The sequence below is a fragment of the Streptomyces sp. NPDC002004 genome (assembly GCF_053593975.1).
Genome location: NZ_JBSFDP010000026.1, coordinates 35333 through 47715 on the forward strand (window position 1 = coordinate 35333; position 12383 = coordinate 47715).

The window sequence follows — 12383 nt, forward strand, 5'->3', positions numbered from 1 at the left end:
CGGGGCAGAGTGCACCATGAACAGATTCGGCCAGGCGGACCATAGCGATTCAAGCCGTCGCAGCGCCGAGTCCACGCGGGTACGGATGAAGCGGTGGGTGTCAGGTAGGCGATCACATCGCCGTGCTCGGTGGCGGGTACACCTTCGCGTCGCGGTATTGCTGACGCGGTCATGCCCGCCGACTCCTGCTGGGTGAGCGGCAATGGCTGATTGGCAGTAGCGGGCCGTCACGGTGATGCCCTCTGCGTAAGATCCAATGACTGTGTGAAGATCGGCCTTGAGCGCAGGAGGGGCCGGGTGGCCGGAGGGGAATGCCATGAGCGATTCAGGGACGCAGCTTTCCAGGCATATCTGGTCGCTCACGGATCTTCTTCGCGGGGACTTCAAGACATCTGAGTATGGCAGCGTCGTATTGCCGTTCACCGTGCTGCGGCGCTTGGATTGCCTGCTCGACCCCAGGCGCCAGGAGGTACTGGACACCTCGGCCAAATTGGCGGATAAGGGTGCATATTCGGACTCATTGCGGGACCTTGCGCTCCGCCGCGCCTCCGGCCATCCCTTCTTCAACACCAGTCGCTACGCCTTGGACGCTGTCGTCGCCGACCCGAGCAACTTGGAGGCGATGCTGCGTGGATACGTGCGCGAGTACTCCGAGAACGTCAGAGACGTATTCCAGCGCTTCGAGTTCGACCGCACCATCGAACGGCTCCACCACACTGGGCTGCTGTACGAAGTCGTCGGCCGGTTTCTATCTCTGGACCTCGGGACCTCGCTGTCTGCCGACGACATGGGGTTCGTGTTCGAGGACCTTGTACGGCGCTCGACCGAACAGGCAGGAGGGACCGGCGCAGACGAACACGTCACCCCGCGTGACGTCAGCCGACTGATGTCCGCACTTCTGGTGCTGCCCGATCAGCATGAGCTCGCGCTGCCCGGCGTGCTCCGCACGGTCCACGACCCTGCCTGCGGAACCGGCGGATTGCTCGATGAGGTGGCCGAGCGCATCGAGGCCACCAATGCCGAGGCGCACGTGTCTCTGCACGGCCAGGAGATCAACGCCGAGACCTGGGCCGTTGCTGGCTCCAACATGCTGATGAGCGGACGCGACCCGGCGCAGATCCGGTTCGGGAACGTCCTGCGGGACGACGTCTTCGTCAATCAGCACTTCGACTACCTGTTGGCGCACCCCCCGTTCGGCCTGAGCTGGAAGAACGCCAAGGAACAGGTCCGCGCCGAGCATGTCGAGCGGGGGTATGACGGACGATTCGGCGCGGGGCTGCCGAGTGTCAGCGACGGATCGCTGCTCTTCCTCCAGCACATGCTGGCGAAGATGAAACCGGCGGACGCCTCCGGTGACGGTGGAAGCCGCGTCGTCGTCCTCTTCAGCGGCGCTCCCATGCAGGGCGGAGCCTCAGGTTCGGGTGAGTCCGACATCCGGCGATGGATCATTGAGAATGACTGGCTCGAGGGCATCGTCGCTCTGCCTGACCAACTCTTCTACAACACTGGCATCAGCACGTACCTCTGGGTCCTGAGCAATCGCAAGAAGCCGGCGCACCAGGGCAGGGTGGCCCTGGTCAAAGCACAGGACCACTGGCAGAAGACGCGGCAGTCATCGGGCAGCAAGCGGAAGTACCTCGGCCCCGATCAACTCAACAAGATCGTCCGGCTCTACGAAGAGGCACTGTCGGCTCCGGTCAGCGGATCCCCCCGCGACCAGGTGAGTGTCGTGCGGAACGAGGACCTGCTGTACCGACAGCTTGTCATCGAACGCCCGCTGCGCCTGCGCTTCGAACTCACCACCGACGCCTTGCACCAGCTTTCCTCCCTGAGACCGATCCAACGAGGGGATGACCCCGAGAGGTTGATCGGCGCCTTGCGTGGGCTGGTCGGAACATCTTGGGCCACCAGCTCCGACGCTTTCTCGGCACTGCGGCGCGCGGCCGCGGCCGTCGGCCAGACCTGGCCGCGAGGTGCCGCCTTCGAAAGGAGCGTCCGAAACGCGATCGGGGTCCGCGACGACCAAGGAGAAGTGCAGCAGCGCCAAGGCGTGACGGAACCCGATCCGGAGCTGCGTGACCTGGTCGTCGTGCCGTTGCGGGACGACCCTGATGAGTACTTCCGCGCAGAGGTGCTGCCCCACGCCCCGGACGCTTGGCTCGACCATGAGAAGACCAGGGTCGGCTGCGCCATCCGGCCCTCACTTTTCTACGTCGCGGAACTCGACGGGGCGTTCAGGCCGTTGCGGGCCTTCGCACAGATGGAGACGGAGCGTGTCAAGCTGCGCCCTCCGCGGCGCGGCGAGGCGGAGCCCATCCCGCCCAAACACCTCACGGCGTCCTATCTGCACAGTGTCGACTCGGCCTTGGAACTGCCGGATGCGGAATTGGATGACTCCGAACTGACACCATGCACGGGCGGTGACTTGGTCGGGCGCTCCGGTAACTGGCGCCTTCTGCCTACAGGGTTCGGTGACGCAGTCACTCGGCTGTTCGTGCTGCACCCCACCCAGGGAAGCGGCCATGGGCTATGCGAATGGCTCAACTCCCGCAAGGGAAATGCGGCTTACCCGCAAGCCCGAGAGCTGCTCGACACGCCCGTACCGGTGGAGCTGGTCACCGCCCCGGAGGTCGAGGATCTACTGGCAGAGGTACAGGAGGGCCGTCATGCGCTACGCATGGCGACGGAAGGCATCTTGCCGAACGTCTTCGCCAGCCCCGAGACACGCGTTGCGGAGATCCGTCAGTCCATCCGCTTCGTCGCCCGCGAGGCGCGCCTCGCGGGACAATTGGTGCGTCCTTTCGACGACCCTGTGTGGCGTGCGGAGGCGAGCTATCCATTTCACATAGCCGCTCTCGCGCGGCGTTACCGCGTGAGCACTCACCCGGCCGAGAGGAAGGACGGACTGCTCAAGCTTGGTGAAGGAACGGCACGCACCCTGGGCGTCCTTGCCTTGCGTGAACTCATTGCGCACCACGGGAGCTTCACCAGCTCTCTGCGCAACACTTTCGGTCAAGGGGCGACCTTTGGTACTTGGACCACCCTCATTAAGAGATTCATGGTCGAGGTCCCAACCCCTCATCTGCCGGAACTCGTCGCGCTCCGTGAACACGACGTAACGCTATCGCTTCTGAAGGAAATCAAGGATCTCCGTAACACTTCCCACCACGCTCACGGGGTACGCAGGAGTCACGAACTCGACGAGGACGTCGAAAAGCTCGAGCCGTATGTGGTCTCGGCGCTCAACTCAGTCAACTGGCTGTCGAGCACTGACTGGTTTTGGGTGGAGCGCTGTGAATACCTCGATGATTCCTCCTTCCAGGCTGTGGGCCTGAGGCTACGAGGGAGCCACCCGAGCTGGGAGCCGTTTAGCCGGCCGATCAACCACCCCCTGCGCCCGGACAGGATATATGTCGACGGCACCCCGCCAGGCGTACCGATCGACCTATTGCCATTGGCGATGGTCAGCCTGTGCCCGGACTGCCGCACGCGGGAACTGTTCCTGCTCAATAAGGTTTCAAATGGCACGGCAGTTCTGCGCAGCCTGGAGGAGCACGAGTTGACAATCCCGTACCCCACTCAGGCTCTCTGAGCTGATGAATGCGCCTAGTTCGGGGCGTGTTCACCGAGCTAGAGCGCGCTGATTGTGTGCTTGCTTCTGGGAGGGGAATTTCGGCCGGGTAAGTGACACTTGCTGTTCACAAGCAGTCGCCGCACTCGTTGCTTTCTGGGGTCTGTGGCTCTGTCTCGTCGCAGCTGCGCCTCCAGTAGGGATGGTCTTTGTCGATCTGTCTTGCAAGGCGAAGAGGTGCGGGCTCGGTTTGTCGGCCATCCCAGCTGACGCCCTGGTTGGTGAGTACGATGCCGATCTTTCCGATGAGGTCTGCATCCGCTGTCTCCGCCATGGGGATCACGGTGAGGCGTACTGCGGTGTGGGCGTATCCGTTCTTTCCTTGCCGTGCTGTCGCCTGCGGGTCGAGCCGGGTGTATTCACCTCCGAAGCGGCCACCGGGCCCAGCGGCATATGTGCGCGGGACGTTGATGAGGAGGAAGTCGGGCAGGTATCCGGAGCCGTCATCCGAGGCGAGCTGGAAGGGTCTGTTGGTGGTGCTGGTGCGGCGCCATTGACCGTCTTTGCCGTAGACGTAGGCACCGGTGGGGCGGCCGATGCGTTCCAGGTCGGTGATCGTGCGCACCACTGCTAGGGGGCGCTGTGCCCGTGGAAGGCCGTGTCCGGGCAGCCACGAGGCTGGTCGTGGGAGGTCGCTCGTCGGCTGCTGGCCGATGTTCTCGTCTCGAAGGCCGGCCCAGATGTACTCGGTGGTGTCGCCGTTGACGTAGATGAGCATGGGGCCTGTCAGGGGCAGTTGGGTTCGGGCTGCCAGCAGAGCGGCCTCGGTGATCTGTGCCGCGGCGGATGCTTGGTGGCTCTCGTCGCCGACGGTTTCGAAGTCGGCGACGTCGAGTCCGAGTTCAGTGGCGTGCACGGCGAGGCGGGTGTGGAGGTAGGGGGCCCATTGGGAGGTGACGGGTGAGTAGGCCCACATGGTCCATGGTTCGCTGGTGCCGCCGGTGGGGCGGATGGCGGTGAGCGTGATGGTGATGGGGGCGGGCTTGGTGTTGCGCTGGCCGTACTGGCGTGGCTGGTGGTGGCGTCGCACGTGGATGCCGATGTGCCACCAAGGGTGCAGCGGCAGCGGGCCGAACGCGGCGCCGAGGCGGTGGTCGGCGAGGCCGAGGCCGCGGAGCATGTCACGCAGCGAGTTCTCGGTTGAGTTGGCGAGGCCCGACTCCCGTGCTGCGGTTGCCTTCTCGATGTACTTGGGGGAGCAGGGCTCGCCGTTCTTCTTGTGTGTGGGGACAGGGGCAGGGGCCTGCTTGATGTACTGCGATGTGATGCCCATGCGGGCCAGCGCGGCTTTTGAAGGCCACTTGCCGTCTTCGGCCTCAGCCTGTTCCTTCTCCTCCGGAGTGGCGAACTTGCGGTCGGGGTCCCACTGGGTCTCGCACAGGGCGGCGATCGTCAGTCCTGGCGTGCGATGCGGGGCCAGGAGGGCCTCGAGCTGCTGCTGGCGGTGTGCTGAGGATGCGGGGCCGTGCGTGAGCGCGCCGGCCTTGTCCTCCAGAAACAGCAGGTGTACCCGGCCCGGGATCACATCGGTCACGACGGTGTTGTCCGGCGCGACGAAGTCAACCCCGAGGTTCCACTGCCGGGCGATCTCGCGCTGGAGGCGGGCACGAACCTCATCCGTGTGCCACAGCACCACGACCATGACCGTGTCAAGCTGGGCAGCGTCCATGGCGGCGGGCAGGTCTTGGGGAAGGATCGGGCCGCTGATACGGATGCCGGTCTTGCCCGGGGGAACGGAGAGGTCCGGCACCTCGACGTACAGCGGGCTGCGGGATCGGTAGCGCTCGCAGTGTTCGTCAATGTGCTCCTCGATCCGGCGGAACATTTCCATCCCGTGGCCGCGGCCGAGGCCGGGCGTGATGACGCTCTTGGGGGCGACGGCCCGTACCGCGCCCAGTTCGGCATCGGGCGCGACGGCCTGTTCGTCCAGCGTCTCGGGGAAGGGCGGGACGCGTCGGTTCAGCCGGGATAGGCCGGCGAGCCGTCGGCTGGCGGCGACGGCGGGCACGTTCAAGCGGCGCTGCCATGCAGGTCCGTCGGTGTGAGCGGCGACCGCGAGCGGCTGCTCGGGGTTGGAGAGCAGGACGGTGGCGACGCCGTACCACCGGTTGGCCAACAGTGTGGTGACGGCGTTGATGGTGACTGCGTGGCGTGAGGAGTGTCCTGTGGCTGCCGTGCCGATCTTGATGCGGGGCAGGAGGCGGCGGATTCTTCCCTGGGCATCGGGGGCGCTGGGCAGCTCGTGGCCGATGGCAGCGAGCGTGCCGTCCGTGCACAGCGTGAAGCGGACCGGATCGTTGGAACCGAGCTTCCAGTCGATGCGGGCCAGGTCCTGGGCCAGGCGCCAGCGGGCGAGTTCGCCGGGCCACCAGCTCAGGGTGCGTCGTCCGGCCACCGGGCGGGGGAGGTCGGGGTAGGGCAGGAGCGGGGCCCGGGCGACCAGCTCGGCCAACTGCTGGGCGAGCTGCCTGCCGTGCCCGTCGGGGAAGATTGCTTCGCCCCAGTACAGGAAGACGTCATAGCGGTCCTCGGCTGTCATCTCTGCGCCGGTGATCAGCTGCGCCTGCCCGTCGTTTACGTCCCAGCGTGCCCAGTCACCGAGAACGGCCCGCAGGATGGCCTCCAGGGAGCGGTACGGGGGCTGCACGTCCTTCTTCTTGTCGCCGAAGCGCTCCTTGTAGGCGCTGCACAGGTCGCACCAGAGACCAAAGGCCGTCGGGCCGGGGCGGTAGGCATAGACGGTACCCAGGACGTTGGCGTCGGTGCGGTATTGCAGGAGGCCGGCGCGCTTGCGGGTCTCGTCGCCGAGCGGACACGGGTTCATGCGGCAACTCCGAAGTGGTCGGGGTATCCGTTCCGCAGGCCGGCGCGCAGCTGGGGGGCCTGGGCGTAGTCGAGGAACTCTTCGGCGGTGTACCCGTAGGTGCGGCCGGTGCCGGCCAGTTCCTCGGGGGTGTAGCTGGTGTACAGGTCGCGCACCAGAGTGGGCAGGTCGCTGCCCCAGGTGGTGTCGTGGAAGGCGCCGTCGATGAAGTGCAGTTCGACGTGGGTCTGGCCCCGCCTGCCGCGGCCGGCCAATTGGATGCACTGCCCGAGCAGGGTGGCGATCAGCTCACTGCGGAGATCGTCGGGGAGGGCGGTGAACCGCTTGGGGGCCGCGAGGATAGCCCACAAACGCTGCCGCGCCGTCTTGCGGACAGCGTCGAGGCGGACTGCAGGAGAGCCTGTAGGGGGCGTGGAACGCCAAGCGCAGGAAGCGATGCTGGCGGCCAGGACGGGCGGCTCGTCCACCGGCATGACCGGGCGAATGGCGAGTCCGATCAGCGTGATCGCCGACTCCCGCTTGCCCGACGGCGCCGTGGTCAGAATGTTCAGGCCCCGCTCGGTGCGCGGCAGCGGTGAGATGAGGACGTCCCCGCCTCGGTCGGCGAGCCGCGAGAACTGGTCGCGGGTGACCAGGCTGACCGCGTCGGGAACCGACGGCAGGTCGGGGTTCTCCTTGTCGGGGGTGGCGACGCAGATCTTCAGCTTGCGGCCCAAGGCCAGCGCGGCTTCGTACAAGGCGGCTGCGAACAAGCGTGCCTGTGCGTAGGAGTTGACGGCGATCAGAGCCCGGGCCCGATGTGCGGTGGCCGGGTCAGCGGCCAAGCGGGCTAGGTCTGCAATGAGGGCAGGCGCGTATCCGCTGGCCAGAGCGGCGACGCGTTGGGCGCGTTCGCGATAGGGAGTGCTGCCCACCGCCAGGGTGCGCTGGTCGACGACGGGGGTGCTTCGGAAGATGGTGAGGCCGCCCTGTTGAGCGTCGGGCATTGTCCACTGCGGTTCGGACAGCAGGTGTGTCCGTGCGGCCCGGGGCAGATATCCGGTTGCTGACATGCCCAGGATGACCCTGCGGTGGCCGGCGAGGGCCAGCGACACGATGTCGCCGAGGTAGGCGGTCTCGGTGTGCGGATCGCCGCGCAACACCTCCATGAGCAGGCGGGGTTTTGCCGTGGGGTCGTCCAGGCCCTCGAACCGGAATCCGCTGATCTGCTGTCCCAGCGGGCCGAAGGGAACGATGTTGCCGGTGTCGCGGTGTCCGACCGCATCCGCCACTGTTGAGGCGGCGTCGATGCCGTGACCGGCCAGTTCACCGGCCCGGTCGGCGAGGTCGAACACGGTGTGGTTCAACGCGCTCAGCCATGCCTTCATCATCACCGCGTGGAAGACCCCAGCGGCGAGGACTGGGGCGGGCAGCTCCTGGCGCCTTTCGCTGCGGCTCTTCTGCTCGGGATGCGGTGGTTCTTCGTGGGTCTGCTGACCCGTGTCCCTCTTCTTGCGTTCGCGGGCCTTGGCGAGCTTGGTGACGGCCTTCTCCACGATCTCGCGCAGCAACTCCTTGGTTTCGTCGAGCTCCCACTGACCGCCTTCGTCAATACTGAGCATCCGCTCCAGCACGTTAGGGATCTGCCGCAGATGGTCCGGCAGCACAGCAGCGGAAACGCGGTCTTCCGGACGCGCAGCGACAGGTGGCAGCAGGGCCTGCAGCTGGTCCATCTGCGCGATGGAGGCGCTGTCATCGACCTCTACACCGATGAGATCTTCCAGGAGTTCGCGGTCCCAATGATGCGGCTGATACCAGCGCCGGCGGTCGCGGAGCACCTGCCGCATCCGTCGCGGGTCCTGCCCGGAGGCCAACGCGTGCGCCTGATACGTCTCCGTGCACACCTCGCCACTGCTGGCCAGGTCCAAGAGCTGCTCGGAGAGGAAGACGGCCCGAGTAAGCGGTCCCCGCGCCTCCAGCCGCAGCCGTTCAGGGGCACGGTGCAGGTTGTCACGGATCTTTCGCATCATGGTGTTCGGTTCGCTGACCGACGCCAGCACCAAGCTCTGCGACGATTCGAAACCACGGGACTGGTAGGCGTCGACCTCATCAATGATCACCAGGTGGGACAGACGCAGCAGCGTCTCGCGCACGCTCACCTGACGACGCAGTTCGCCGTCCACGATGACGGGGATCTTCACCATGCCGCGCTGGAAACAGGCATGCGTCGTCACGATGATCTGGGCCGAGCAGGCAGCCCGGATATGGGAGAACTTGTCACACCGGTTCACGAACGGGCACAAGGCGGTGCCTTGGGGACCGTCGGGGTCCGTATGACGCAGGCTGCTGCACGGCTCCCGCCCGTCACCGAAGGCGTCGCGCCCCTCCAACTGCGCCCTAACCGCGCAGCCATAGCCCGACTCGGCCAGGCGTTCCATGAGGTCGGCCGGCATCTGGGAGAGGGCAGTGTGCTCGTCGACTGCCTTGTGCGCGGTCTGGAGTGTGAACTCGTGGCGACTTCCCGGCGCGATCAAGGGCGTCACCGCCACATCGAGGCTCAAGGCGGCCAGCTCCCGCCGCAGCGTGGCCACCTCGCCGAAGACGTCAGCGTTGTCGCTGACCAGCAGGGTGACTGTGTAACCGTCCCGGGCCAGCTGCTTGGCCTGGGCGCGGGCGAACACATTCTTTCCCACACCCGTCGGTGCGCTCAGATGACGCATCAGTCCGGGATCCATCTGCACGGCGGACTGCGGAAGCTTCCCTCCCCCCATCGTGCCGCTCAACAGGAGCCCCACCTGACGCTCCCGGAACGGATCGCCTCCCATTCCGGCGTCGGTCTTGCGCGTGAGCCAGCTCAGTACGTTCGGGTTGATGGGGATCGGGCCGGTCGCGTCGACCGTGGTGATGACGGGCGGGTTGTAGGGAACGGCACTGGTCTCGAAGGCCAGCTGCAGCGGACCGCGGGAGCTGGTGGCGACCCAGCCGCCACCACTGGCCACGCGGATCCGGACCTCCCGGTCCGTGGGCACGAGCAGCCGGTCCGCCGACTCAAGTGGGTCCTGGCCGTGGCGCGGGTAGACCTCCACCATGCGCCAGCCATCCCGGGCCCCTGGGGCGTAGCGGTGGAAGACGGGATCTTCCCACTGCTGATCGAAGCACTTGCGCACACGGCGTTGTACCGACGTCAGATCGGCCTCGCCGCGAGACCTCTGAGCGACTAGCCGCCCGATGCGCTGCTGCTCGGGGTACGTCAGTGAGTCCCATTCGGACCACACATGCGCCAACTGCCCTGACATCAGGACGTGGGCATCCTCCAGCCGGACGACTGCACGGCCTTCGTCATCCTTTGCCGGAAAGTAGTGCTCGGCCAGCGCGAGAGCCGCCGCGAGAGTCCGGCTCATGCCGTGCGAACCTCCGCGATGAGATCCAGATCCGTGATCACCCTCGCGCCGAACGGGCCCAGCACCCGGTTCAGCACAGCGGTGTATCCGCGCAGGTGCTCGGGGATGACGACGATCAGACCCGAGCAGCCCTCCGGATCCGCGCGCATCTGCTCCGCGATGCCCTGTGGGTCAGCCCAGGTCTTGACATCGACGCGCCAGGTGATGCCTCTCTTCGTGATGTGGAGGTCGTAGCTGTCGCCGAACGGCCACAGGCGCACATCTGCGCCTGCCCCGTCAGCGAGCGCCTTGAGGTCAATTTCCAGCAACCCGGGAATCGTGATCCACTGCCACAGCCCGTACGACAGAGCGACCCACCCTTCGACAGGGCGGAGTTCGGGGATTTCCCGGATCTCACCCAGTGGCTTGAGTTGCCACTGTCCGTCGTCCGACTCCATCTTGAAGCGCGCACCCCGTTGGCGATGACGCTCGTCCTCACAGGCCAACTCCGCGCCGTGGCTGCCTCGTGGCGTTGCCCGCATGGTCCACTTGCACAGCGGACAGGGTGCCCACTGGCCGGCGAACTGCCGGACGGGGGAAATGCCCGTATACACGCCCAGGTCCGTGAGAAGGGCATAGCGAGACAGGGCGCGCCGTCCAAGGACGGGCTCGTTCACCAAGGTCCTGCGGCCTTCGGTGTAAGCGGCGAACCCGGCCTGCTGCAAAGTACGAAATACGGCGTGCTGCACCGCCTCGGCCGCGATACGAGCCAGCCGCGCTCCTGGCGGAAGCTTCCCCAGGGCTCGCAGCACACTGTGAAGGTGCCGCAGATCAGCCGAGAGACCAGGCACCTCGTGGGCCTGATCGGAGGCTCCCATGATCAGACGCGTCAGAGCGGTCGTGGCGGTGCCGTCATCCTCCAGCAGACGCACGTCCCAGATCTCTGACCACGACCCAGGCCCCGGCAGCAGCGCGCCAACAGGCGCTGACTGCAACTGGTTCAGGAAGGCAGGGAACGAAGCTGCTTTACCGAATACGCCCCACGACCGCGTATAGCGGCCGTGACACTCCATCAGGAGACGTGCACGATCCCGCGCATCCCCCTCGGGGGTGCACAATGCCATTGCTGCGATGACGCACGCATCAAGAGCGTCGCGCTGACATTGATCCAGCTCATCGATCTCGGCTGGCGTTGCTTCGAGGGCAAGCATCTGTGAACGGTCCTCGATATCGTGCGCGACGGCTGTGTCATGGATCCCTGCCTAGAAGGCGGGTCGCCCTTTTACTGCGCTTCTATCAGGTTTGTTCCTTTGTGTGTAGGAAGCGGGGCCTTGGCAGTGAAAATCTCCCCAAGGCTCGAGGAAGCGAAGAGATCGCCGTTCCGTCGCCCGGAGGGGGCCAGCTGACGGGCGCCTCACGTGCGGCGCCGGCGGGGCATTCGCCCACGGCAGACGAGAAAGAGCCCCAAAGGACTGGAACCTCCTCCGGGACCATGTCAACGTACAACGGCCCGGAAAACACCAGGTCAGCCAAGGGGTAGGGCTTCTGGCGGCGGCGCGCCGACCAGTCCCACGACAGCCCGCAGCCCGCGCCACTCGGCCTCATGACAGAGCGCCCGACCCCACGGAGGTCCACCTGCCGAACCCCGCTATCCGATCTGCCCGCTTTACCGCCCCCATCCTCTTGGCGCTCGGTGCCATGAACGCGTGGACGGCCCAACAGACCGAGGACTACGTCTCCTTGTCCACGGCACTGTGCCTGTGCGTCTGCGCGGCCGGGCTGTTCGGTGAGGACCTGCTGCAGCGCGGCTACCACCGCGACCGCGCGGTCCTCGCGCACGTCGCGGCGCACCCTGGAGCTACGACTCGCCATGTCGCCCGAGCCATTGGGGTCTCAGAGCGAGTCGTCGCTCAGAACCTCGACCGCCTCACCGACGACGGGCTGCTGGTGCTCGCCACTGACAGCGCGACCCCTGCCCTGCGGTCCTATCGACTGGCGGTCTGACCGGCCTCGGATCAGAGCGAGAGGCCCTGCCCCGTGGCGCAGGGCGATACATAGCAGACGATCCCCGGTTAGCGAAACCGGGGATTCTCCGGATCGTGTAGGGCGTCTGCACTGACTGCTTGGCGGTGGAACAGGTGTGGACCTGACCATTGCCATGCCCGCTGCCTCGGAAGGGCAACTGCGGCCCAGTCGAAAGGCGCTCGTTGATGTGCGACAAGCTGCATTCCGTTCGGAGTGTCGCCGAAATACTCGACGTGAGTCGGCGCTCCGTATACCGATACATCGCCCTCGGTGAGCTTGCAGTGATTGACCTCCGTACGGGGGTCGAACGTTCCCGTGTGCGGATCCCCGGGTGCGATGTTCAGGCCCTTATGGAGAGGCGTCGTACTCATTCCGTTGTCGGGCCCGTCGCCTCGTAAGGACGTTTGTGGCGTAGAAGACTCGACACGATTAGCGAAAGGTTCCATGCCCTACCTGCGCAAACTTCCCTCCGGGAAATGGCAAGCAACTGTAAGGACTCCGGCGGGTGATCGACGGACAGAAACGTTTACCCTCAAAGATCAAG

The 12383-nt window shown here is 65.9% G+C and carries 6 protein-coding genes; 3 read left to right on the forward strand and 3 right to left on the reverse strand.

Annotated elements, in window-relative coordinates:
• The first annotated feature begins 316 nt into the window (after positions 1 to 316).
• Positions 317 to 3592, forward strand: coding sequence for a type I restriction-modification system subunit M (locus ACWCP6_RS28130; protein WP_450935372.1), 3276 nt, complete (start codon positions 317 to 319; stop codon positions 3590 to 3592).
• 106 nt (positions 3593 to 3698) lie between these two features.
• On the opposite strand, the gene ACWCP6_RS28135 is transcribed toward ACWCP6_RS28130, so the two are convergent.
• Genes ACWCP6_RS28135 through ACWCP6_RS28145 form a run of 3 tightly spaced genes read right to left on the reverse strand, consistent with a single transcriptional unit; the run spans position 3699 to position 11025 of the window.
• Positions 3699 to 6455, reverse strand: a complete 2757-nt coding sequence (locus ACWCP6_RS28135) for an RNaseH domain-containing protein (protein WP_450935373.1) — start codon at positions 6453 to 6455, stop codon at positions 3699 to 3701.
• Positions 6452 to 9835 carry a hypothetical protein gene (locus tag ACWCP6_RS28140; RefSeq protein ID WP_450935374.1) on the reverse strand — a complete coding sequence of 1128 codons (3384 nt, stop codon included), beginning with the start codon at positions 9833 to 9835 and terminating at the stop codon, positions 6452 to 6454. The genes ACWCP6_RS28135 and ACWCP6_RS28140 overlap by 4 nt, the downstream gene beginning before the upstream one ends.
• Positions 9832 to 11025, reverse strand: a complete 1194-nt coding sequence (locus ACWCP6_RS28145) for a restriction endonuclease-related protein (RefSeq protein WP_450935375.1) — start codon at positions 11023 to 11025, stop codon at positions 9832 to 9834. The genes ACWCP6_RS28140 and ACWCP6_RS28145 overlap by 4 nt, the downstream gene beginning before the upstream one ends.
• Before the next feature lie 487 nt (positions 11026 to 11512).
• Between ACWCP6_RS28145 and ACWCP6_RS28150 the strand changes: the two genes are divergently transcribed.
• Positions 11513 to 11818, forward strand: coding sequence for a winged helix-turn-helix domain-containing protein (locus tag ACWCP6_RS28150; RefSeq protein ID WP_450935376.1), 306 nt, complete (start codon positions 11513 to 11515; stop codon positions 11816 to 11818).
• Between the two features lie 206 nt (positions 11819 to 12024).
• Entirely contained in the window at positions 12025 to 12237 is a 213-nt protein-coding gene (locus ACWCP6_RS28155; RefSeq protein WP_450935377.1) for a helix-turn-helix domain-containing protein, read from the forward strand.
• Positions 12238 to 12383: the final 146 nt, after the last annotated feature.

What these genes read in the sequence shown, in the direction of transcription:
- ACWCP6_RS28135 (WP_450935373.1), bottom strand. Translation starts at nt 6,455, where the DNA reads ATGAACCCGTGTCCGCTCGGCGACGAGACCCGCAAGCGCGCCGGCCTC.
- ACWCP6_RS28145 (WP_450935375.1), bottom strand. Translation starts at nt 11,025, where the DNA reads ATGCTTGCCCTCGAAGCAACGCCAGCCGAGATCGATGAGCTGGATCAA.
- ACWCP6_RS28130 (WP_450935372.1), top strand. Translation starts at nt 317, where the DNA reads ATGAGCGATTCAGGGACGCAGCTTTCCAGGCATATCTGGTCGCTCACG.
- ACWCP6_RS28140 (WP_450935374.1), bottom strand. Translation starts at nt 9,835, where the DNA reads ATGAGCCGGACTCTCGCGGCGGCTCTCGCGCTGGCCGAGCACTACTTT.
- ACWCP6_RS28150 (WP_450935376.1), top strand. Translation starts at nt 11,513, where the DNA reads ATGAACGCGTGGACGGCCCAACAGACCGAGGACTACGTCTCCTTGTCC.
- ACWCP6_RS28155 (WP_450935377.1), top strand. Translation starts at nt 12,025, where the DNA reads ATGTGCGACAAGCTGCATTCCGTTCGGAGTGTCGCCGAAATACTCGAC.